Annotated in this window: 23 protein-coding genes; 13 read left to right on the forward strand and 10 right to left on the reverse strand. The window is 61.4% G+C overall.

Annotated elements, in window-relative coordinates:
- Positions 1-94: 94 nt before the first annotated feature.
- The 7 genes from AC56DI_RS00240 to AC56DI_RS00270 form a co-directional block, all read right to left on the reverse strand.
- The gene (locus tag AC56DI_RS00240; protein WP_496344406.1) at positions 95-922 is read right to left on the reverse strand and encodes an ABC transporter permease; all 828 of its coding nucleotides are present in this window, start codon (positions 920-922) and stop codon (positions 95-97) included.
- A complete protein-coding gene (locus AC56DI_RS00245; protein WP_324518078.1) occupies positions 912-1,856 on the reverse strand; it encodes an ABC transporter permease in 945 nt (314 codons plus the stop codon). Before AC56DI_RS00245 ends, AC56DI_RS00240 begins: the two co-directional genes overlap by 11 nt.
- 1 nt (position 1,857) lies before the next feature.
- Positions 1,858-2,889 (reverse strand): ABC transporter ATP-binding protein, encoded by a 1,032-nt coding sequence (locus tag AC56DI_RS00250; RefSeq protein ID WP_324518076.1) that lies wholly within the window; start codon positions 2,887-2,889, stop codon positions 1,858-1,860.
- A gap of 230 nt (positions 2,890-3,119) precedes the next feature.
- Complete coding sequence (gene ydcS / locus AC56DI_RS00255; RefSeq protein ID WP_496344407.1) at positions 3,120-4,271, reverse strand: putative ABC transporter substrate-binding protein YdcS; 1,152 nt, start codon at positions 4,269-4,271, stop codon at positions 3,120-3,122.
- An 82-nt stretch (positions 4,272-4,353) separates the two neighbouring features.
- A complete protein-coding gene (locus AC56DI_RS00260; protein WP_496344408.1) occupies positions 4,354-5,817 on the reverse strand; it encodes a gamma-aminobutyraldehyde dehydrogenase in 1,464 nt (487 codons plus the stop codon).
- A 134-nt stretch (positions 5,818-5,951) separates the two neighbouring features.
- Complete coding sequence (locus tag AC56DI_RS00265) at positions 5,952-6,863, reverse strand: LysR family transcriptional regulator (protein WP_324518072.1); 912 nt, start codon at positions 6,861-6,863, stop codon at positions 5,952-5,954.
- Between the two features lie 105 nt (positions 6,864-6,968).
- Positions 6,969-7,631, reverse strand: coding sequence for a transglutaminase-like cysteine peptidase (locus AC56DI_RS00270; protein WP_496344409.1), 663 nt, complete (start codon positions 7,629-7,631; stop codon positions 6,969-6,971).
- Between the two features lie 372 nt (positions 7,632-8,003).
- Between AC56DI_RS00270 and prfB the strand changes: the two genes are divergently transcribed.
- The 8 genes from prfB (at position 8,004) to AC56DI_RS00310 (ending at position 15,517) form a co-directional block, all read left to right on the forward strand.
- Positions 8,004-9,099, forward strand: a protein-coding gene (prfB, locus tag AC56DI_RS00275; RefSeq protein WP_496344410.1) for a peptide chain release factor 2 whose coding sequence is annotated in 2 segments (ribosomal slippage) — positions 8,004-8,075 and positions 8,077-9,099 — 1,095 coding nt in all. Because the reading frame shifts where the segments join, the coding sequence is not laid out codon by codon here.
- 45 nt (positions 9,100-9,144) lie between these two features.
- On the forward strand, positions 9,145-10,647 hold the full coding sequence (gene lysS, locus AC56DI_RS00280; protein ID WP_496344411.1) for a lysine--tRNA ligase: 1,503 nt from the start codon (positions 9,145-9,147) through the stop codon (positions 10,645-10,647).
- Between the two features lie 114 nt (positions 10,648-10,761).
- A complete protein-coding gene (locus tag AC56DI_RS00285; RefSeq protein WP_496344412.1) occupies positions 10,762-11,475 on the forward strand; it encodes a TetR/AcrR family transcriptional regulator in 714 nt (237 codons plus the stop codon).
- Between the two features lie 57 nt (positions 11,476-11,532).
- Positions 11,533-12,081 carry a hypothetical protein gene (locus AC56DI_RS00290; protein ID WP_496344413.1) on the forward strand — a complete coding sequence of 183 codons (549 nt, stop codon included), beginning with the start codon at positions 11,533-11,535 and terminating at the stop codon, positions 12,079-12,081.
- A gap of 7 nt (positions 12,082-12,088) precedes the next feature.
- Positions 12,089-13,384 carry a flavohemoglobin expression-modulating QEGLA motif protein gene (locus AC56DI_RS00295; protein ID WP_496344414.1) on the forward strand — a complete coding sequence of 432 codons (1,296 nt, stop codon included), beginning with the start codon at positions 12,089-12,091 and terminating at the stop codon, positions 13,382-13,384.
- 155 nt (positions 13,385-13,539) lie between these two features.
- Positions 13,540-14,286, forward strand: coding sequence for a TIGR00266 family protein (locus AC56DI_RS00300; protein ID WP_496344415.1), 747 nt, complete (start codon positions 13,540-13,542; stop codon positions 14,284-14,286).
- Positions 14,286-15,194: an alpha/beta hydrolase gene (locus AC56DI_RS00305; protein ID WP_496344416.1), complete on the forward strand. Its 909-nt coding sequence runs from the start codon at positions 14,286-14,288 to the stop codon at positions 15,192-15,194. The genes AC56DI_RS00300 and AC56DI_RS00305 overlap by 1 nt, the downstream gene beginning before the upstream one ends.
- On the forward strand, positions 15,194-15,517 hold the full coding sequence (locus AC56DI_RS00310) for a PA3694 family proteiin (protein ID WP_324518056.1): 324 nt from the start codon (positions 15,194-15,196) through the stop codon (positions 15,515-15,517). The genes AC56DI_RS00305 and AC56DI_RS00310 overlap by 1 nt, the downstream gene beginning before the upstream one ends.
- A 21-nt stretch (positions 15,518-15,538) precedes the next feature.
- On the opposite strand, the gene AC56DI_RS00315 is transcribed toward AC56DI_RS00310, so the two are convergent.
- On the reverse strand, positions 15,539-15,883 hold the full coding sequence (locus AC56DI_RS00315) for a pilin assembly protein (protein ID WP_496344417.1): 345 nt from the start codon (positions 15,881-15,883) through the stop codon (positions 15,539-15,541).
- Between the two features lie 578 nt (positions 15,884-16,461).
- On the opposite strand from AC56DI_RS00315, the gene adk reads away from it, so the two are divergent.
- The 4 genes from adk to AC56DI_RS00335 all read left to right on the forward strand — a co-directional run bounded on the left by adk (position 16,462) and on the right by AC56DI_RS00335 (position 19,299).
- Positions 16,462-17,109, forward strand: a complete 648-nt coding sequence (gene adk / locus AC56DI_RS00320) for an adenylate kinase (protein ID WP_496344418.1) — start codon at positions 16,462-16,464, stop codon at positions 17,107-17,109.
- A gap of 197 nt (positions 17,110-17,306) precedes the next feature.
- Positions 17,307-17,987 carry a tRNA (adenosine(37)-N6)-threonylcarbamoyltransferase complex dimerization subunit type 1 TsaB gene (tsaB, locus tag AC56DI_RS00325; RefSeq protein ID WP_496344419.1) on the forward strand — a complete coding sequence of 227 codons (681 nt, stop codon included), beginning with the start codon at positions 17,307-17,309 and terminating at the stop codon, positions 17,985-17,987.
- 113 nt (positions 17,988-18,100) lie between these two features.
- Positions 18,101-18,439: a hypothetical protein gene (locus AC56DI_RS00330; RefSeq protein ID WP_496344420.1), complete on the forward strand. Its 339-nt coding sequence runs from the start codon at positions 18,101-18,103 to the stop codon at positions 18,437-18,439.
- Positions 18,439-19,299 carry a DUF72 domain-containing protein gene (locus tag AC56DI_RS00335; protein ID WP_496344421.1) on the forward strand — a complete coding sequence of 287 codons (861 nt, stop codon included), beginning with the start codon at positions 18,439-18,441 and terminating at the stop codon, positions 19,297-19,299. The genes AC56DI_RS00330 and AC56DI_RS00335 overlap by 1 nt, the downstream gene beginning before the upstream one ends.
- On the opposite strand, the gene AC56DI_RS00340 is transcribed toward AC56DI_RS00335, so the two are convergent.
- Positions 19,296-20,084: an SPM autocatalytic domain-containing protein gene (locus tag AC56DI_RS00340; RefSeq protein ID WP_496344422.1), complete on the reverse strand. Its 789-nt coding sequence runs from the start codon at positions 20,082-20,084 to the stop codon at positions 19,296-19,298. The two genes, AC56DI_RS00335 and AC56DI_RS00340, sit on opposite strands and share 4 nt — an antisense overlap.
- Before the next feature lie 106 nt (positions 20,085-20,190).
- On the opposite strand from AC56DI_RS00340, the gene AC56DI_RS00345 reads away from it, so the two are divergent.
- The gene (locus AC56DI_RS00345; RefSeq protein WP_496344423.1) at positions 20,191-20,970 is read left to right on the forward strand and encodes a class I SAM-dependent methyltransferase; all 780 of its coding nucleotides are present in this window, start codon (positions 20,191-20,193) and stop codon (positions 20,968-20,970) included.
- A 4-nt stretch (positions 20,971-20,974) separates the two neighbouring features.
- On the opposite strand, the gene AC56DI_RS00350 is transcribed toward AC56DI_RS00345, so the two are convergent.
- The gene (locus tag AC56DI_RS00350) at positions 20,975-21,616 is read right to left on the reverse strand and encodes a TetR/AcrR family transcriptional regulator (protein ID WP_496344424.1); all 642 of its coding nucleotides are present in this window, start codon (positions 21,614-21,616) and stop codon (positions 20,975-20,977) included.
- Positions 21,617-21,687: the final 71 nt, after the last annotated feature.

Raw genomic sequence — 21,687 nt, forward strand, 5'->3', positions numbered from 1 at the left:
TTTCCCTTGTGTACAGGTTGAATGGGGTAGATGGAACGTAGGAGCGGCTTGCTTCAAGCGCATCGCGACTGAAGCCGCTCCTATCACAGGACATTTATTTCCCGCCGCTGCCGGCCACGCCTTCGCCGCCTTTGGTCAGGTAGTAGGCGCCGAGGATCGGCAGCATGGTCACCAGCATCACCAGCATGGCCACCACGTTGGTCACGGGTACGTCGCGCGGGCGGCCGAGTTGGTTGAGCAGCCAGATCGGCAGGGTGCGTTCGTGGCCGGCAGTGAAGGTGGTGACGATGATCTCGTCGAACGACAGGGCAAACGCCAGCATGCCGCCGGCCAACAGGGCCGAACCCAGGTTGGGCAGGATGATGTAGCGGAAGGTCTGCCAGCCGTCTGCGCCGAGGTCCATGCTGGCTTCGATCAGGCTGTGGCTGGTGCGGCGAAAGCGGGCGATGACGTTGTTGTAGACGATCACCACGCAGAAGGTCGCGTGACCAATGATGATGGTCAGCATGCCCGGCTCAATCCCTAAGCTCTTGAACGCCGACAGCAGCGCCAAGCCGGTGATGATGCCGGGCAGGGCGATGGGCAGGATCAGCAGCAAGGAGATGCCTTCCTTGCCGAAGAAGTCGCGGCGGTACAACGCGGCGGCGGCCAGGGTGCCGAGGACCATGGCGATCAGGGTGGCGACACAGGCGATCTGCAGCGACAGCTTGATCGACTCCAGCACGTCTTCGCGGGCAAAGGCGACGCTGAACCAGTCCAGGGTGAAACCCTGCGGCGGGAAGCTGAAGGCGGCGTCTTCGGTGTTGAAGGCGTACAGGCAGATGATGACGATGGGGAAGTGCAAAAACACCAGACCGCCCCAGGCCGCGAGTTTCAGGCCCCAGGATGCTTGATCCCCTTGTTTGGCTGAATTAGAGCGCATCGAAGGCCCCCAGACGTTTGACGATGGCGAGGTAAATAGTGATCAACACAATGGGTACCAAGGTGAAGGCCGCAGCCATCGGCATGTTGCCGATCGCGCCTTGCTGGGCGTAGACCATGCTGCCGATGAAGTAGCCGGGCGGGCCGATCAGCTGCGGCACGATAAAGTCGCCGAGGGTCAGGCTGAAGGTGAAGATCGAACCGGCGGCAATCCCCGGTACGCACAGCGGCAGAATCACCTGCATAAAGGTCTGCCGTGGCTTGGCGCCAAGGTCGGCGGAGGCCTGCAGCAAGGAAGGCGGCAGGCGTTCGATGGAGGCCTGGATCGGCAGGATCATGAATGGCAGCCAGATATAGACGAACACCATCCAGCGGCCCAGGTGCGAGGTCGACAGGGTGCTGCCGCCGACGCCGGGCATGCCGAGGATGAACTGCAGCAGTGGGGTCAGCCCCAACTGCTCGACAAACCACTGGGCGACGCCGCCTTTGGCCAGCAACAAGGTCCAGGCGTAGGCCTTGACGATATAGCTGGCCCACATCGGCATCATCACGGCGATATAGAAGAACGCCTTGGTTTTACCGCTGGTGTAGCGCGCCATGTAATAGGCAATCGGGAAGGCCAGCAGCGCGCTGCCGAGGGTCACGGCGATGGCCATGTACAGGGTGCGCAGGATGATGTCGTAGTTGGCCGGCTGAAACAGAGCGGCAAAGTTGCCCAGGGTCAGGTCCGGCGTCACCGCCATGGTGAAGTCGTCGAAGGTGTAGAACCCCTGCCACATCAGGCTGAGCAGGGAGCCCAGGTAGATGGCGCCGAACCACAGCAAGGGTGGCAGCAACAGCAAGGCCAGGTACAGGTTGGGGCGCCGGTACAGCAGGCTGGAGAAACGCCGCAGGGCACCGTTGGGTGCCATCGACGCATAGGCAGGCTGGTTCATCTCAAACCTCCTCGCGCAACTGCACCATGGCGTCGCGCGGCCAACGTGCGGTCAGGCGCTGGCCAGGCTGATACGCCGGGGTGCTGTCCAGCCATTGGCTGTTGGCCTGGCTGATGCTCAGGGTCTGGCCGTTATCCAGTTGCAACTCGAAGCGGGTGGTGCTGCCTTGGTACTGCACGTCATACAGCAGACCGCTGGTCTCTACTTCATGGCTGGCGATGGCGCTGTCGGCCGCGACCAAGTGGATGTGTTCCGGGCGAATCGAGAAGGGCTGGCTGCTGTTGCTCAGCTTGGCCGCCAACTCGCCGCGCAGGACGTTGGAGGTGCCGACAAATTCGGCGACAAACGCGGTGGCCGGGCGCATGTAAAGGTTGCGCGGGGTGTCGACCTGCTCGATGCGGCCCTTGTTGAACACCGCCACACGATCGGACATCGACAGCGCTTCGGTCTGGTCGTGGGTGACGAAGATGAAGGTGATGCCGAGCTGGCGCTGAAGTTTTTTCAGCTCGCTCTGCATCTGTTCGCGCAGCTTTAAATCCAGCGCGCCGAGGGGTTCATCAAGCAGCAATACTCGTGGGCGATTGACCAAGGCGCGGGCCAGGGCCACGCGCTGGCGCTGACCGCCGGACATAGCAGCGGGCTTGCGATCGCCGTAGTCAGCCAGGGCGACCATGGCCAGGGCTTCGTCAGCTCGCGCCATGCGCTCGGCCTTGCCCACACCCTTGACCTTGAGGCCGTAAGCGACGTTGTTGCGCACGTCCATATGGGGGAACAGGGCGTAGTCCTGAAACACCGTATTGACGTCACGCTGATAGGGCGCGAGGCCTACAGCCTCTTCGCCATGAATGCGGATCGAGCCTGCGCTCGGTTGCTCAAAGCCAGCGATCAGGCGCAGACAGGTGGTCTTGCCGGAACCGGACGGGCCGAGCATGGAGAAAAATTCGCCATCCTGGATATCGATGGACACCCGGTCGACGGCTTTGACCTCGCCAAATACGCGGGATACATCGGTAAATTGCACTGCAAGGGTCATCTTCAAACTCCAGGATATAAGTCATCCACCCGCGACTCGCCCAAGTTGGGTGTGCCGACACAAAACGGGCGAGTTGCAGGTGGATGTGCAACGGTTAAATCTGTCGCCGGGGCGTGCCGGCTTGGTGCGTAGCATTGGTAGGAGCGGCTTCAGCCGCGAAATTGGCATTTCGCGATTGATCGCGGCTAAAGCCGCTCCTACAAGACGCGATGTCTACGAAACTTGCGGTTTTAGCGGCCGCCCATGATCGCGATGTAGTCCTGGGTCCAGCGGCTGTAGGGCACGTACTTGCCACCCTCGGCCTGTGGGGTTTTCCAGAAGGCGATCTTGTCGAAGTTGTCGAAGCCGTTGGTGCTGCAGCCTTCGTCGCCCAGCAGGGCGCCGCCTTTGCAGGCTGCCGGTACGGCTGGGACGGAGCCGAACCAGGCCGCTACGTCACCCTGGACCTTGGGCTGCAGCGACCAGTCCATCCACTGATAGGCACAGGTGGGGTGCTTGGCGTCGGCGTGCAGCATGGTGGTGTCGGCCCAGCCGGTGGCGCCTTCGGTTGGTACGGTAGAGGCGATGGGCTGTTTCTCGCCCTGCAGGGTGTTGACCTGGTATTTCCACGAGCCGGAAGCGACCACGCCTTCGTTCTTGAAGTCGCTCATCTGCACCGTGGCGTCATGCCAGTAGCGGTGGGTCAGGGTGTGCTGCTTGCGCAGCAGGTCGAGGGTGGCGGCGTACTGGGTTTCCGTCAGCTGGTAGGGGTCCTGGATGTCCAGGGCCGGCTGGGTAGCCTTCAGGTACAGGGCAGCATCGGCGATGTAGATCGGGCCGTCATAGGCCTGCACACGGCCCTTGTTGGACTTGCCGTCTGCCAGGGTTTGCTCCTCGAACACCACCGACCAACTGGTCGGCGCCGTCTTGAACAGGTTGGTGTTGTACATCAGCACGTTGGGGCCCCACTGGTAGGGCGTACCGAAGTGCTGGTTGTTGACCACGTGCCAGGCGCCATTTTTGAGGCGCTCGTCGACGTTCTTCCAGTTCGGGATCAGGTCGAGGTTGATCGGCTGCACGCGCTTGCCAGCAATCAGGCGCAGCGAGGCGTCGCCGGAGGCGGTCACCAGGTCGTAACCGCCCTTGGCCATCAGGCTGACCATTTCGTCGGAGGTGGCAGCGCTTTTGACGTTGACCTTACAGCCGGTTTGCTTCTCGAAACCGGTGACCCAGTCATAGGCCTTGTCGCTTTCGCCGCGTTCGATGTAGCCCGGCCAGGCAATGATGTCGAGTTGACCTTCGCCGGCGCCAAGCGCTTTGAGCGGTTCGCCCGCCTGGACGCCGGCACTGGCCAGCAGGGCGGTGGTGAGTGCGCTCAGCAGCGCGGTTTTATGCACGATCATCGGTATTCCCTCTTCTTTATTTGTGGTCGGGGCAGTTGAACGGCGTGTTACGGGGTGTTTGGCCCGTTAGCGGGCTTTTTTCTTAGAATTGCGCAGCGCCGTGGCGCGCCATGATGTGGCGCACCACGCTGTAATCCTGCAACGAGTCGCTGGACAGGTCCTTGCCGTAGCCCGAGCGCTTCAGGCCGCCATGGGGCATTTCGCTGACCAGCATGAAATGGCTGTTGATCCAGGTGCAGCCGTATTGCAGGCGTGCCGCTACCTGCATGGCTTTGTCCAGATTTTGTGTCCATACCGAGGAGGCCAGGCCGTACTCGGAGTCGTTGGCCCAATCGACGGCCTGAGCCAGTTCGTCGAAGCGGGTCACGGTGACCACCGGGCCGAACACTTCACGCTGGACGATCTCGTCGCTTTGTTTGCAGCCGGCCAGCAGGGTCGGTTGATAGAAGAAGCCAGGGCCTGGATGGGCGGCGGCACCGGTGACCCGTTCGATATGCGGTTGGCCGAGGGCGCGCTCGACAAAGCTGGCCACCCGGTCGCGCTGGCGGGCGCTGATCAGCGGGCCTAGTTCGTTGTCGGCGTCCTTTTTGCGTGCAAAGCGCAGGCTGGCCACCGCGTCGCCCAGCTCGCTGACCAGTCGATCATGGATGCCGGCCTGGGCGTAGATGCGGCAGGCGGCGGTGCAGTCTTGCCCGGCGTTGTAATAGCCGTAGCTGCGCACGCCCTGAACCACGGCGTCGAGGTCGGCGTCATTGCAGACGATTACCGGCGCCTTTCCGCCCAGTTCCAGGTGGGTGCGCTTGAGGGTCTTGGCCGCGGCCTGGAGGATTTTCTGCCCGGTGACGATATCGCCGGTTAGCGACACCATGCGTACCTTGGGGTGACTGACCAGATGGCTGCCGACGCCTTCGCCGCCGCCACAGAGAATGTTGATCACGCCGCGCGGGAGGATTTCATTCAGCGCCGGAGCCAGGGCCAGGATCGACAGTGGCGTGTGCTCCGAGGGTTTGAATACCAGGGTGTTACCGGCGGCCAGGGCTGGAGCGATCTTCCAGGCCGCCATCATCAGTGGATAGTTCCACGGCGCGATGGAGGCAATCACCCCCAGTGGGTCGCGGCGCACCATGCTGGTGTAGCCGGGCAGGTATTCACCGGCCAGTTGGCCTTGCTGACAGCGCACGGCGCCGGCAAAGAAACGGAATACGTCGACGCACGCCACCAGGTCATCCTGGCGGGCCAGGTGCAGGGGCTTGCCACAGTTAAGGGCTTCCATGCGCGCCAGGGGTTCGGCGCGCTGCTCGATGGCGTCGGCAATTGCCAGCAATACTGCGGCGCGTTGGGCTGGGGTGGTGCGTGACCAGTCAGTGAAGGCGCGGTGGGCAGCCAGGATCGCAGCTTCGACCTGCTCGGCCGAGGCTTCGCGGATCTGGGTGAGGGTTTCGCCAGTGGCCGGATTGATGATCGCTTCGGCGGCGCCTTCGCCTGCCAGCAGTTGGCCATCAATCAGCAGTTCGCTGTAAAAGGGTGTCGCGCTGGCTTCAACCATCTGTAGCACTCTTGCGTCAGCATTGGGCGGCCCGGGGTTGACCGCGGTCGCGACCTTCCCCGCGCTTGGGGTGGTCTGAGACTAGAGTGCAGGCTTGCCCCCTACAAATGCTAAATACTGAAAGCAGCGTTCGATTAAATAGATAGCCGGCGGCCGCCTTGTTGCTCGCGGGCCACGGTCAGGAACGGTGCCACCAGTGCCGGGCGGGCAGCGCCGCGGCGCCAGGCCAGGCCGACATCAAGGGTTTGGGTCAGGTCGACCAGGGCGCGAGCCTCGATGATGTCGCCCTCCAGGGACCAGGGTCGATAAGTCATGTCGGCCTGGATCGACAGGCCCAGGCCGGCCGCCACCAGGCTACGTACTGCCTCGGTGGAGCCGGTGCGCAGGGTGATGTGCGGTTGCAGACCGGCCTGGGCCCAGAAGCGCTGGGCGTTAAGGCCCATTTCATCGACGTTGAGCTGGATTAGCGGCTGGCTGGCCACGTCTGCCAGGCTGATGCTGTCCAGTTCCAGTAGCGGGTGTTGGGCCGGCAGCCAGAGACGGTGCGGCGAGTGGGTGAGGACTTCGGTCTGCAGAGCGTGGCGGTCTTCCAGGTTGGAGAGGATCAGTACGCCGACATCAATTTCGCCGCTGATCAACAGGTGCTCGATATACGGCCGTTCGTCCTCGATTACTCGGGTCTGCACGTTCGGGTAAGCGCGCTGGAAACGGGTGATCAGGTCGGCCAGGTAGTAGCCCGCCACCAGGCTGGTTACACCGATGGTCAGTTGGCCGGCCACCTGGTCGGTGCTCTGTTGCAGGCTGCGTTTGGCATTGTCGACCGAGGCCAGGATCAGGTGGGCCTGGCGCAGGAACTGGTGGCCCTGATGGGTCAGGCTCATGCCTTTGGCGTGGCGGTTGAACAGGCTGACGCCGATCTCTTCTTCCAGTTGCTGGATGGCCAAGGTCAGGGTCGACTGGGAGATGAACACGGCCTGGGCCGCGGCAGAAATCGAGCCGGTTTCGGCGACCGCAATAAAGTGGCGGATCTGGCGCAGGGTCATCATGGGGGAGCACTCGGCGGGTGAGCGGGTCGCGTGGTGTGCGACTTTTATCGATAGGCCGAAGTGTATATCGTATTTTTCGAAAGCAGGATGGCCTGTTTGCGGGCGTTACAGCAGGGGTTGCGGGTTGCTGGCGCTGTTTAGGCGGGCGCTCAGCTCATCCCAGCGTGCCAGCAAGGTGGTGGGGTGGCGCAGTTTCTGGTTCGGGGCTTTGGCCAGGTAAATGCCCTGACCGTTGAATGAGTACACTGGCAGCAGGTCGCTGCGGGCGGCGGCGGGCAGCACCTGGCTGTTGAGGTTGTCGAGAATCAGCGGCTGGACATTCGGGCTGGGGTAATAGGCCAGCACCATGTGTGCGCTGTTGCGGCCCAGGGCCTTGACGTAGGTGAGGCGCAGACGTTCGACGGCGACACCGAGCTTGAGCAGGCCGAAGTATTTGGCGATGGCGAAGTCCTCGCAATCACCTTGGCCCAGCGTCAGGGTCTCTTCCGGAGTGGCCCAGTAGTCGTTCTGGCCCCAAGCTTGCTGGTCGCTGACGTAGGCCACGGACAGATTGACCAGGCGATTGACGGCTTCCAGTTTGCCGGGCTCATCTAAATGAGTGCTGTTTTTCAGCAGTTGTTGCCAGTTGCTCAGGCGTATCTGACCGGCGCTGGCGGCCAGGCCCGCAGGTTCGGCCAGTGCCGGGTTGGCGGTGGCAAACAGGCAGAGCAATGCGCTCTGGAGTAGGCGGTGCACCCAGGTGGTTTTGGGTGTCGATGAATGGTCCATTAACTGCTCCGACCGTTTCAATTTTTTGGCGTTGTCATAACGGCGGGTTTGCACTAGCAATTAGTGCACCCTATTTATTAGATATTTGAAAAATATAGAGTTTTTAAGATGTGTTGGGGGCGTTAGTGCATTTCTAGGCGCTTAGTTGTTGTTTTTATGGCGCCACACTAACGGCGGCAGCGCGCCAGGGTGGAGAACTGGTCGTGGTATTTGTCGGCCATTCGTCGCTCAGTGTTGGCCCTCAGGCACTGCGGGCTCTGGCCTGGCGGCTGTTTGCGGGCCGGCGCAGGGGTGCGTCGACCGTGCCAGCGGGCGGTGACTGGGGTATACTCGCCGGCTTTTCCAAAGTTCCGTTTGCGAGTGCCCTGCGTCATGGAAATCAACCCGATCCTCAATAGCATCAAGGACCTATCCGAACGCTCCCAGACTATTCGGGGGTATCTTTGACTACGATCACAAGCATGATCGGCTGATCGAAGTTAACCGCGAGCTGGAAGACCCAAACGTCTGGAACAATCCCGAGTACGCCCAGAATCTGGGCCGCGAGCGCGCCCAGTTGGCGCAGATCGTCGATACCCTGGATGAAATGAGCAGCGGCCTGGGCGATGCCCGTGACCTGCTGGAAATGGCGGCCGAAGAAGAAGACCAGGCAGCCGTCGACGATGTGGCTGCTGAGGTTGAGCGCCTGCGTACGGCGCTGGAAGCCCTAGAGTTCCGCCGCATGTTCAGCGGCGAGATGGATATGAACAACGCCTACCTGGATATCCAGGCCGGTTCCGGCGGCACCGAGGCCCAGGACTGGGCCAACATGCTGTTGCGCATGTACCTGCGCTGGGCCGACAAGCGTGGCTTTGAGGCCACCATCATGGAACTGTCAGCCGGCGAAGTGGCCGGGATCAAGGGCGCCACTGTTCACATCAAGGGCGAATACGCCTTTGGTTGGCTGCGCACCGAGATCGGCGTGCACCGTCTGGTGCGCAAAAGCCCGTTTGACTCCGGCAACCGTCGCCACACCTCGTTCACTGCGGTGTTTGTTTCGCCGGAAATCGATGACAACATCGAAATCGAGATCAATCCGTCGGATCTGCGCATCGACACCTACCGCTCCTCGGGCGCCGGTGGTCAGCATGTAAACACCACCGATTCGGCCGTGCGGATTACCCACGTACCGAGCAATACCGTGGTTTGCTGCCAGAACGAACGCTCCCAGCACGCCAACAAAGACACAGCGATGAAAATGCTGCGCGCGCGCTTGTATGAGCAGGAAGTGCAGAAACGCAACGCCGCCTCGCAAGTGCTGGAGGACTCCAAGTCGGATATCGGCTGGGGTCATCAGATCCGCTCTTATGTCCTTGATGCGTCGCGGATCAAGGATCTGCGCACCAACATCGAACGCAGCGACTGCGACAAGGTGCTGGATGGCGATATCGACGAGTACCTGGTAGCCAGCCTCAAGCAAGGCCTGTAAGCGACCAGTGCGCCTGACCGAATTATTTTTGGGAACCCTACGACCATGAGCGAACAACCGCTAAACGAGCACGCCATCCACGAGGAAGAGAACAAGTTGATTGCCCAGCGCAAGGAAAAGCTTGCTGCCGCGCGTGAGCAGGGCAACGCCTTCCCTAACGATTTCCGTCGCGACAGTTACTGTGAAGATCTGCAGAAGCAGTATGCCGACAAGACCAAGGAAGAGCTGGCCGAAGCCGCCATCCCGGTCAAGGTCGCCGGGCGTATCATGCTCAACCGTGGCTCGTTCATGGTGATTCAGGACATGACCGGGCGTATTCAGGTTTACGTCAACCGCAAGACCCTGCCGGCCGAGACTCTGGAAGCCGTCAAGCACTGGGACCTGGGTGACATCATCGCTGCCGAAGGCACCCTGGCCCGCTCCGGCAAGGGCGACCTGTACGTGGAAATGACCAACGTACGCCTGCTGACCAAGTCGCTGCGTCCGCTGCCGGACAAGCACCACGGCCTGACCGATACCGAACAGCGTTATCGCCAGCGCTATGTTGACCTGATCGTCAACGAAGAGGTGCGTCATACCTTTCGTGTGCGCTCCCAGGTGATTGCCCATATTCGCCAGTTCCTGATGCAGCGCGACTTCCTCGAAGTGGAAACGCCGATGCTGCAGACCATTCCGGGTGGTGCTGCGGCCAAGCCGTTTGAAACCCACCACAATGCGCTGGACATGGGCATGTACCTGCGTATCGCCCCGGAGCTGTACCTCAAGCGCCTGGTTGTGGGTGGCTTTGAGCGCGTGTTCGAGATCAACCGCAACTTCCGTAACGAAGGCGTATCGACCCGGCACAACCCCGAGTTCACCATGTTGGAGTTCTATCAGGCGTACGCCGATTACGAAGACAACATGGACCTCACCGAAGAGCTGTTCCGCGAGCTGGCACAGCTGGTGCTCGGCACCACCGACGTGCCGTATGGCGACAAGGTGTTCCACTTTGGTGAGCCGTTCGTGCGCCTGTCGGTGTTCGACTCGATCCTCAAGTACAACCCCGAGCTGACCGCCGCCGACCTGACCGACATCGACAAGGCTCGCGCCATCGCCAAGAAAGCCGGCGCCAAGGTATTGGGCTTCGAAGGTTTGGGCAAACTGCAGGTGATGATTTTCGAAGAGCTGGTCGAGCACAAGCTGGAGCAGCCGCACTTCATTACCCAGTACCCGTTCGAAGTGTCGCCGCTGGCCCGTCGCAATGACGATGATCCGAGCGTGACTGACCGTTTCGAGCTGTTTATCGGTGGTCGTGAAATCGCCAACGCCTACTCCGAGTTGAACGACGCGGAAGACCAGGCTGAGCGTTTCCACGCACAGGTGGCCGACAAGGATGCCGGCGACGATGAAGCCATGCACTTCGACGCCGACTTTGTTCGCGCCCTGGAGTACGGCATGCCGCCAACCGCTGGTGAAGGCATCGGTATCGATCGCCTGGTGATGTTGCTCACCAACTCGCCGTCGATCCGCGATGTGATCCTCTTCCCGCATATGCGACCACAGGCCTGAGTGCAGTGCTAGGAGCCGCCTTCGGGCGGCTTTTTGCTGTCTGCGTTACAGTTAATCGTGCAACAAGGAATGCAGCGCTTTCATGGACGATTTGATGCAAAAGGAATATGTGCTTTGAACCAGAAGATCTCCCGGCCCAGTGCCGCGCAAGTGGCCACCGCAGTGGCCGAAAGTGTCCAATATCAGGGCCGTAAGGCCAGTCGCCAGGGCAGTGAGCAACGCCGTCAGGCGATTCTCGATGCAGCGCTGCGGATCATCGTGCGCGATGGCGTGCGTGCCGTACGCCATCGCGCCGTGGCCGCGGAAGCCGAAGTGCCGTTGTCGGCGACTACCTATTATTTCAAAGACATCAACGACCTGATCACCGACACCTTTGCCCTGTTTGTCGAGCGCAGCGCTGAGGCCATGTCGGCGTTCTGGGCCGGTGCCGATGAGCAATTGCAGCTGCTCGCCGCGGGCCTCAAGCAAGACGCCGAAACGCGTATGCGATTGCTCGAGCAGGTGGTCGAGTTGGCCATTGTGTATGTACGGGCTCAGCTCACGGAAAACCGTGAGCGGCTGCTGGCAGAGCAGGCGTTTCGCCTGGAAGCGCTGCTCAATCCGGGTTTGCTCGAGTTGGCGGCGGCGCATCGCAAGATTCTCGCGCAGGGCGTCGACAAGTTCTTCAGAGTGCTGGGTTCGCCGCAGCCGGAAGAGGATGCCCAGGTGTTGACGGGCATGATTCTGCAGATGGAGTATCAAGGTCTGTTGGATGGTGTGGATAATCTCGATCTGGAAGAAATGCGCAGCATCCTGCGGCGTTACTTGCGCTTGGTCATGGGGCTTTAACACGGCTGCGCTGTAATTCGCGTTTTGCGCGCAATAGCGCCATACAAGGAGAGCGAAATGAAAGCCTGGCGTGTAGCGATGGTGGTGGTGGCCTGTTTGGTCCTGAACGGTTGTCTGGTGGTGTTCAAGGAACCGATTCCGTCGGCGGAGGCCGCCCCCACCCAACTGCTGGGCAGCTGGATGCGCCAGAACGAATGGGGCGAGCAGTTGCTGCTGGACATCAGTCGCAGCGCCGACAACCGTTATAACGCCCAGATCCGTGTGCTCGGCCAGGCGGATGGGGTTGAGAACTACCCGTTTACCGTGGCCCGCAAAGGCCAGCGCTGGTATGCCTCCATCGGCCTGCCCAAACGCTTCGGTGAGCACTATGCGATCGCCGGTTTCGAGCTGAACAAGCGCAACGAACTGGTGCTCTACAACCTCGACGCTGAGACGTTCCTGCACCAATTGCAGGCAGGCACCTTGCAAGGCGAAGTGGTGCAGACTCAAGGCAGCGACAGCGCCCTGATCAGCAGCCCGCTGAGCCAGGTCTTTGCCTACCTGAACGATCCGGCCAATGCCGACGTATTTACCGAGAGCGCCCGTTACCAGCGCGTAGAACAGTGAGACACGGATGAGCAAGCGCACGGCAGCCGACGATTACCAGCAGACCATTCGCAGCCTCTCGGACCGCATTGTCGAGGCGCAGACGCCCATCCGCGTGCTGGATGCGATCAAGTGGGACGACGGCGTGCGCAAGGCTTTCCTCAAGGACAAGGGCAAGCATCTGCCGCAGGTTGATCGCGCCTATTACGAGGGCCGGCCGCTGGCTTTTGATGCGGGTGCCAAGAAGCTCGAGTTCCAGAATATTGAGCGCGACATTACCCGCCAGCTTGGCCAGTTCAACCCGGTCGGGCAGATCATGCGGCGCATGTGCAAGGAATACCGCATGGTCATCCGCATGCTCGAAGCGCGTGGCACGGCGGATTTTGGCCTGATCTCCCAGGAGCTTTACGGTGCGGCCTCCGATGCCTTCCATGCCGGCGATCCGACCCTGGCGGACCTGGGCATGATGCTTTCCGACTACCTCAACAACATTGCCGGTCGCGGCGATTTGAAGGACGAGGCCAAGACCCTTACTGCCGAAGATGCGGTGGCCATGCTGCAGCAGCGCCTCAGTGGCGTATTTGGCGATGGCGACGATACGGTGCGGGTGTTTGTTTCCGACGGGATTGTCGCCGATGCCGCTGCCGGTGCCGATTACATCAAGATCCGCGCCGATGCCATGTTCAATGAACGCGATGTGCGCGCCCTGGAGGTACACGAAGGGTTGGTGCATGTGGGCACCACCCTGAATGGACTGAACCAGCCGTTCTGTACTTTTTTGGCCAAGGGCCCGCCCTCGTCGACGGTGACCCAGGAAGGCCTGGCAATTCTCATGGAGGTGATTGCGTTTGCCTCCTATCCAACCCGTCTGCGCAAGCTGACCAACCGCACGCGCGCCATCCATATGGCCGAGGAGGGGGCGGACTTCTTGCAGGTGTTCGAGTTCTACCGCGAGCAAGGCTTTGGCATGGAGGACAGTTACGGCAATGCCAGTCGGGTGTTTCGTGGCTCCACCCCGCAGGGCTTGCCGTTCACCAAGGATCTGTCCTATTTGAAGGGTTTTATCCTGATCTACAACTACATCCAGCTGGCGGTGCGTAAAGGCAAACTGGAACAGATTCCTTTGCTGTTCTGCGGTAAAACCACCCTGGAAGACATGCGCACCCTGCGTCAGTTGGTGGATGAAGGTCTGGTGGCGCCGCCTAAGTACCTGCCGCCGCAGTTTCGGGATTTGAATGCCTTGTCGGCGTGGATGTGCTTCTCCAACTTCCTCAATCACCTGAGTTTGGACCGGATCGAAGCCGACTACGCCAACATCCTCTAGGCGCTACTGCGCTCGGTTATGTGGCGTTGAAAAAGCGACCTGCCTTCGCTCGCTATGCTCCATCCGACAACATTATGGCGCTCGTAGCCCGGATGCAATCCGGGTTGACCGCCGCCCCGGATTGCATCCGGGCTACCGATCAAGGAACCCACGACATGCCCAGCCACAAACTCGACTACGAAATCCTCGGTGATTCGGCGCAGGCGGTGGAAATCACCCTCGACCCTGGCGAAACCGTGATCGCCGAGGCCGGGGTGATGAACTACATGACCGATGGCATCCGCTTCGAGACGCGTCTGGGCGATGGCTCTGAAAGTGGCGTGCTGGGTAAGCTGTGGGGCGCGGGCAAGCGTCTGCTGACGGGTGAGTCGCTATTCATGACCCACTTCAGCAACGGCGGTAAAGGACCTGCTCAGGTAGGTTTTGCTGCGCCCTATCCGGGCACGGTGGTGCCTATCGAGCTGGCGCAGGTCGGTGGCACGCTGATTTGCCAGAAAGACGCCTTCCTCTGCGCCGCCCATGGCACGCAGATCGGTATCAGCTTCAACAAGCGCATCGGCGCCGGCTTCTTTGGTGGCGAGGGCTTTATCCTGCAAAAACTGGAGGGCGATGGCCTGGCCTTTGTGCATGCCGGCGGTACGGTGATCCGCAAGGAACTGAACAACTCAACCCTGCGCCTGGATACCGGCTGCCTGGTGGCCTTCACCAGTGGCATCGACTACGACATCGGCCTGGCTGGCGGTTTGAAGAGCATGTTGTTTGGGGGGGAGGGCATCATCCTGGCGACCCTCAAAGGCACTGGCACCGTATGGATTCAGAGTCTGCCGTTCTCGCGTCTGGCGGAACGTGTGTATGACGCCACCTTCAAGGCCCGCGAGGAAGTTCGCGCCGGCGGCAAGTGATGCGTGCGCTGTTGCTGGGCCTGTGTTTGCTCGGGTTGAGCGGCTGCAGTGGCTGGTTGTTCTATCCCGAGCGGGAGATGCTGCTCAACCCTGCCGAGGTCGGTTTGGCCTACGAGGATGTGTTCATTACTGCCGCCGACGGCACTCGCCTGCATGCCTGGTGGTTGCCGGCCAAGGCTGGGGTGGAGGTCAAGGGCACGGTGCTGCACCTGCATGGCAATGGCGGCAATGTTTCCAGCCATCTGGCGGGCAGCTGGTGGTTGCCGGCTGCGGGTTATCAGGTGCTGCTGCTGGATTATCGCGGTTATGGCCGTTCGGCGGGTGCAGCCAGTTTGAGTGGCAGTTATCAGGATATCGACGCCGCGTTCGCCTGGTTGCAGCAGGCGCCAGAGGTGCAGGGCAGGCCGCTGGTGCTGCTGGGGCAGAGCCTCGGCGGGGCCATGGCTACGCACTATCTTGCCGCCCATCCGCAATCGCGCGTGCAGCTCAAGGCGCTGGTGCTGGATGGCGTACCGGCCAGTTACCGCGACATGGCGCGCTACACCCTGGCCAATGTCTGGCTGACCTGGCCCTTGCAGGTGCCGCTGGCGTGGCTGATGCCTGACGGCGACAGTGCCATTACGGCGATGCCAGCGCTGGCCGGGCTGCCGATTTTGCTCTATCAGAGTATTGATGATGAGGTTGTGCCTCTTTCCAACGGCGTGCGCTTGTATCAAGCTGCGCCGCCACCACGGGTGCTGCAGCTGACCCGTGGCGCTCATGTGCAAACCTTTGCCGAGCCGCTCTGGCGTCAAGTCATGTTGCGCTTTGTTGATGACCCGACGGGCATGACGAGCCTGCCGCGGCTGGCCGAGATCGCCGCTGAGCGCCCCACTAATTCCACCACGCCACAACCTGAGAGTCCGTAATGAGTGAACGTAATCCCCTGCCTCTGATCATCACCGCCATCTGCAGCACCCTGGGCAGCGTGCTGGTGCTGTGGTTCTACGGCTACCTGCATATCGCCAAGCCGGAAGACTCCTTGTTGCTGGCCGAGTTCACCATGTACAAAACCCAGCCTGGCGAAGACTACAAAGTAGCGCTCAAGCCTGCGACCCAGGTCGCCCAGTGCATTGATGGCGTGCTGGTGCTGTTTGATACCGCGCAGAAGGGCTTGTCTGGCGTGCTGGTGGACAACCGCAAGCAAGCCGTCCGTTGTGTCGGCGAAGAAGTCCCGCAGCAAGTCCAGTAACGCGCTAGACATTTCGGTTCGTCAGTGGCTGGCGCTGTCCTGCTGCTGCACCAGGCTTTTCAGGTACTTGCGCGACAGGGCCAGAAAGCGCGGCGTCGGGCCGATGTCTTCATATAGCGGGTCGCCTTGCTCATCGGTAGCCACCACCTGGCTGCCTTTGACGTAGGGCAGGCTGGCTTCCAGCTCTTCCAGGGCTGCACCGATCAATTCACCCAGCAGTTCCTGTGGTTGACGTTTGGGGTACATCTCGCTGAGTGCTGCCAGGCGCGCAGCGGACTCCAGGTCCAGGCGGATCTGGATAAGGTTGTGGGTTAGGCGGCCCTTGGCGTTGTGTTCCCAGTGCCGGGCCAGTTCGCGAATCCTCATGATCACCTCTCTATCTCCAGGCACAGCGGCAAGCGCCTTCGGCGAGCCGACGCTGGAGCCTGTGATTTAGCCTAGCTGGCCGTGCGCGCGTTGTTGGATGCTGTCGCAGCAGTGTAAGAAGTCGACGCACCCTCGGTTTTGGTGTTCGAATTGGGCGGATTTAGGTGATTTTTACGCGACTTTTTGTCGCAGGCGGGTGCTCGCGTTCTGCTGCCGACCGGACAGTCGCAAGGCCTGGCCTAAGGTTTGCTAGTCTGAGTCTTACTCATCGTCAGATGCCACGTGGTGCAACCCTTGCGGCGGCTCCAGATGGCGCTTCTGGGGTGTTCATGGCGTTCGCCTGGCACAGTAGACAGCGTGCAGGAACAGGCTTTACTGGTGAGCGTGGCGGGCATTACTGCAGGCTTGCACAACCACGGCTAAAGTAGCCTGTTATCAGACTTTCGGTGGCTTGTGCGGGGTGGGTGTGCTGTGTATCTTGAGCACCCTTTGGCCGCCTAGCGTTGCCTGACCGGATACAGAGATTGGCCCCATGAGGCGAATCCGCCATTTTTATTGATTTTTGAAGGAGCACATTGATGCGCGTGATTCTGTTGGGGGCTCCCGGTGCCGGCAAAGGTACTCAAGCTGGCTTTATCACCAAGAAATTTGGTATTCCGCAGATTTCCACTGGCGACATGCTGCGTGCAGCAGTCAAGGCCGGCACCGAGCTGGGCCTGAAAGCCAAGAGCATCATGGAAAGCGGCGGCCTGGTTTCCGATGACCTGATCATCAACCTGGTTAAGGAACGCATCACCCAGGCCGACTGCGCCAACGGCTTCCTGTTCGACGGCTTCCCGCGCACCATTCCCCAGGCTGAAGCCTTGAAGGAAGCTGGTGTGGTCATCGATAACGTGGTTGAAATCGCTGTTGATGACGAAGAAATCGTCCAGCGTATTGCCGGTCGTCGGGTGCACGAGGCCAGCGGCCGCGTCTACCACGTGATCTACAACCCTCCGAAAGTCGAAGGTAAGGACAACGAAACCGGCGAAGAGCTGGTGCAGCGCAAGGACGATACCGAAGAGACAGTGCGTCATCGCCTGTCCGTGTATCACTCGCAGACCAAGCCTCTGGTGGACTTCTACCAGAAGCTGGCGGCCGTTGACGGCACGCCGAAGTACAGCGCCATTGCTGGCGTCGGCTCGGTTGATGAAATTACCGCCAAGGTGCTCGCCGCTCTGAGCTGATCGGCTGCGCGTCGGCCATGCGTCGTTGGAAAAGAGCCTCGGGTGCTCATTTACTGCATGTAAACTCCGCGCCCTCGGCTCTTTGCCGCCTAGCCTGGCTCTAGCTCGCTCGATCATCGTTTAGTCCACCAACGGCCCGCTTGCGGGCCGTTGGTGTTTATACTGCATCCCCTTTTTTGCCTGACCGGATTGCCCCAATGACCACCTTGCTGGCCCTGGATACTGCCACCGAAGCTTGCTCCGTTGCCTTGCTGCACGACGGCAAGGTGCTTAGCCATTACGAGGTGATCCCGCGCTTGCACGCCCAGCGCCTGTTGCCCATGATCAAAGATCTGCTGGCTGAGGCGGGCATTGCCTTGTCGGCCGTGGATGGCATTGCCTTCGGGCGTGGACCGGGCGCCTTTACCGGGGTGCGGATAGCCATCGGCGTGGTTCAGGGTCTGGCGTTTGCTTTGGAGCGTCCGGTGCTGCCGGTATCGACCCTTGCGGTGTTGGCTCAACGCGCGTTGCGTGAACAAGGCGCACAGCAGGTGGCAGCGGCCATCGATGCGCGCATGGATGAGGTGTATTGGGGATGCTACCGCGCTGAACAGGGCGAAATGCGCCTGTTTGGCGAGGAGGCGGTGTTGCCGCCAGAGCAGGCCCGGTTGCCGGCGGGCGCAATTGGCGATTGGTGTGCGGCCGGGACGGGTTGGGGCAGCTATGGCAGCCGTCTACCGGTACTGACCCAAGGTGAGCCCCAGGTGCTCTTGCCCCATGCCCAGGACCTGCTGGCGCTGGCGGCCTTTGCCTGGGCGCGTGGTGAAGCGTTGCCAGCCGACATGGCCCAGCCGGTGTATTTGCGCGACAAAGTGGCAACGCCCAAGGCGCCGCTGTGAGACCTTCTGTCCGTTGCGAGTGGTCTTCGCTCGTTGGCCAATTGCTATGGCTCGGTGCTACCGCTAGATTGAACGTGAACATTCCCCATCACTTGCCGGTAGAACGCTAAGCAATGCGTATCGACAGCCCACTTTCGTTCTCTTCGGTTGACCGCAGCTCCCGTCCGGGCACTGCGGTCACACCGCTGCGCGAGATTCAGCGCGAGCAGGAGCAACGCCGTGAGCTGCCGACCACACCGGCCAGTAGCCAGGGGCTTGAGACGGTCGCGCAACCGCGCCGCGTGCAGCCCGGCACTGCCAGCAGTGACAGCCAGGCGACTCGCCAGGAGCTGGTGATTCCGCGCGGACTGAGTAACAAGGCCAATCAGGCCCTGGCCAGCTACGGCAGCACAGCCAGCTTTACCGTCGAAGGCGGCGCCGCCGAAGTGCTCGGTCTCGACCTCTACGCCTGATGCTGCCTTACTTTCTTGGTTGCCCGTCCTGGAGCGAGCCCGGCTGGCGCGGTTCGCTGTATCCGCCGGGCGCGACCAGCCCACACTTTCTTCAGCTCTATGGCCGCTGCTTCAACGCGGTCGAGGGCAATACCACCTTCTACGCTGAACCAGCCCCCGCCACGGTAGCCCGCTGGGCGGCGCAGATGCCTGAGCACTTTCGCTTCTGCGCCAAGCTGCCGCGCACCATCAGCCATAGCGATAATCTGACCGACCAGCTGTCGGCCGCTGAGGCTTTTTTGCAGCTATTGGCGCCGATGGGCGCGCGGGTGGCGCCGCTATGGTTGCAACTGCCGGCCAGTTTCGGCCCGCCCCGACTGGCGGATTTGCAGCAGTTTTTGCGCGAGTTGGCGCGGCCACTGGCAGTGGAAGTGCGTCATCCGGCGTTTTTCGCCAGGGGCGAAGAGGAGCGTCAGCTCAATAGGCTGTTGCGCGACCTGGGAGTGGAACGCATCTGCCTGGATGCGCGGGCGTTGTTCAGTTGTACCGATGCTGCGCCAGCGGTGCGCCATGCCCAGGCGAAGAAGCCCCATCTGCCGTTGCGCCCAGCGGCCTTCAGCCAGTCGCCCCAGCTGCGTTTTATCGGCCATCCAGAGCTGGCCGCTAATGATGCGTTTCTCGCGCCGTGGGTGACCAAGGTGGCTGAATGGATCGAGGCGGGGCATACGCCCTATGTGTTTATCCATACCCCGGATAACCAGCTGGCGCCGCAACTGGCCTGGCGTTTTCACCAGCAGTTGCAGGCGCGTTTGCCGGGTTTGCTGGATTTGCCCTGGCCGCTGCTGGAGTCCACCGCCTTCAACCAGCTGGCGTTGCTCTAGCGGCTGGCCAGCAACAGGTCTGCGGCTTGCCCGCTGCGCCCGTCGGCAAAGTCGAAGCGGCCGATCTGGGCGATTTCATCGTAGGCGCCCAAGGCTTGCTTGACGTTCTGCGCCTGCAGATGGATGGCGCTGACGCCGGCCTCAGCCAGGGTTTGTTGCTGTTGGCGGCCCTGGGCGTCGAAGCGCAGCAGGCTTAGCTGTTCGAATACGCTGTCCTGCCGATCGATGCGGCCATCGCGGTTGTCATCGTACTTGCTCAGTTCGGCAAAGCCGTTGCTGGCGCCGTGCTGGTCGCCGAACAGTTCCTTGCCACTGTCGATGCGGCCGTTGCCATTGCGGTCGAGGGCCAGCAGAGCGTCATCACCTTTTGGCGCGCTGATGGACTCGGGGCGGCCGTCACCGGTCAGGTCGAAGCGCACGGCATCGTCCAGGCCGCGCGTGGTGAAGCCATTGCCGGCGAGGTCGAGTACCAGTGGGTCGGTCTGCTGCACAGGCTGGGGCTTGGCGGCGGTGCCGACAGTGACGTTGAGCTGGCTTTGTTGGGTAAGGTTATCACTGCTGACGCTGGCTGCGGACGTGGTGGCGGCACTGCTGCGGGCTGCACTGGGCGCCGGGCTGGCGGCAGGTGGGGCTTCGCTGACGGTGATCTCACTGTCGGGGTTCAGGGTGCGGCGCAGGAGTTGGTAGTCCAGCGATTGCGCCACTTCGGCCGATACCGGCGGCTCGTGGTCGCGGCGGCGAACGGGGTGCAGGGACGCGCGTGGGGCGGAAATAGGATCAAGCATGACGAACTCGATGCGGCTCCAAAGTGCCGGGTCTGGCAGAATGCCGCTTTAGCTGGTTATCGGCCGTCATATGGCGGGATTGAACAATTTTTGAGCATGTTTAGCGATGAGCGACGAGCGGCATAGCGCCATAATCACCCTGCAAGCCCTTGAACCTGTCTATCAGCCGGCTTTGGCAGTCTGGGCCGAGCGCCTGGGCTTGCAGGCGCAGGCTGGCGCCGACTTTGCCTTGCAGTTGGGCGCTGAGGGCTTGCAGTTTGTCGAGCTCGGTCCGCAGGCGCCGGGTGCGGTACGGGTCGATTTTGTCGAAGGGGCGGTGGCCCATCGGCGTTTATTTGGTGGCGGCACGGGGCAGATGATCGCCAAGGCGGTCGGTGTACAGCCTGGGGTGCGCCCGCATGTGCTGGATGCCACTGCCGGCCTGGGCCGTGATGCCTTCGTGCTGGCCAGCCTGGGGTGCAGCATGACCCTGATTGAGCGCCAGCCTCTGATTGCCGCGTTACTGGAGGACGGGCTGGCGCGGGCTCGGCAGAGTGCCGAAGTGGCGCCAATTGCGGCGCAGATGCGCCTGCTGCAAGGCAATGCCATCGAGTTGCTGAGTGCCTGGGCGGATGAGGCGCCGCAGGTGATCTACCTCGATCCGATGTTTCCGCATCGCGACAAGAGCGCCCTGGTGAAAAAGGAAATGCGCCTGTTTCGTCCGCTGGTGGGCGATGACCTCGATGCGCCGGCCCTGCTGGCGGCGGCCCTGGCTCTGGCCAGCCACCGGGTAGTGGTCAAGCGCCCGCGCAAGGCCCCGTGCATCGAAGGCGCCAAGCCTAGCTATGTGCTAGAAGGCAAATCCAGTCGCTACGACATCTACGCCAAGAAGGCGCTGAAGGCCTGATTTATTACCCTCGGGGCCGGTAGGCGCGAACGAACAGGTCCACGGTGGCGTGCACCTGTGCTTCCAGTTCCTCCTCGCTCGGCTGGATGCCGCAGCCGATCAGCAGGCGGAAGTTACAGCCGCCCTTCACCAGGCAGAAGAACTGATCCGCCGCCATCAGTGGATTGCTCACCTGCAACTGGCCGCGCAGGGTGGCGTGGGTCAGCAGTTGCTCCATGCCATCGATCAGGCGCTGGGGGCCGGCGTCGTAGAACATCTGCGACATCTTCGGGTTCTGGGCGCCATGGGTGATCAGCACCCGGTGCAGCTCGATGGACTCGTCGCTGTTGATTAGCCGATGAAAGCCGCGGGCGATGTTTAACAGCACGGTCTCGATCGGTACGCCGTCGGGCAATTCAAACAGCAGTTCAGGGATCTGCTGCTCGCACTTGGACTTCACGGCGAAGGCGAATAGGGTCTCCTTGTCGGTGAAATGGCTGTACACCGTGAGCTTGGAAACCCCAGCTTCGGCGGCGATGGCGTCCATGCTGCTACCGTCATAGCCGTTGCGCAGGAACAGGGTTTCCGCCGCTTCGAGAATGGCTTTGCGTTTGGCTGGATCTTTCGGTCGGCCAGGGCCGTTGGGCGGTAACAGTTTGTTAGACATTGCGCGGTTTAATACTGGACTGATGAGTTTTCTATTTTTACTATACTCGCCAGTATAATTATTCCCAGCAT

It is taken from the genome of Pseudomonas sp. BGA-UO-ETr-WB11, assembly GCF_059567785.1.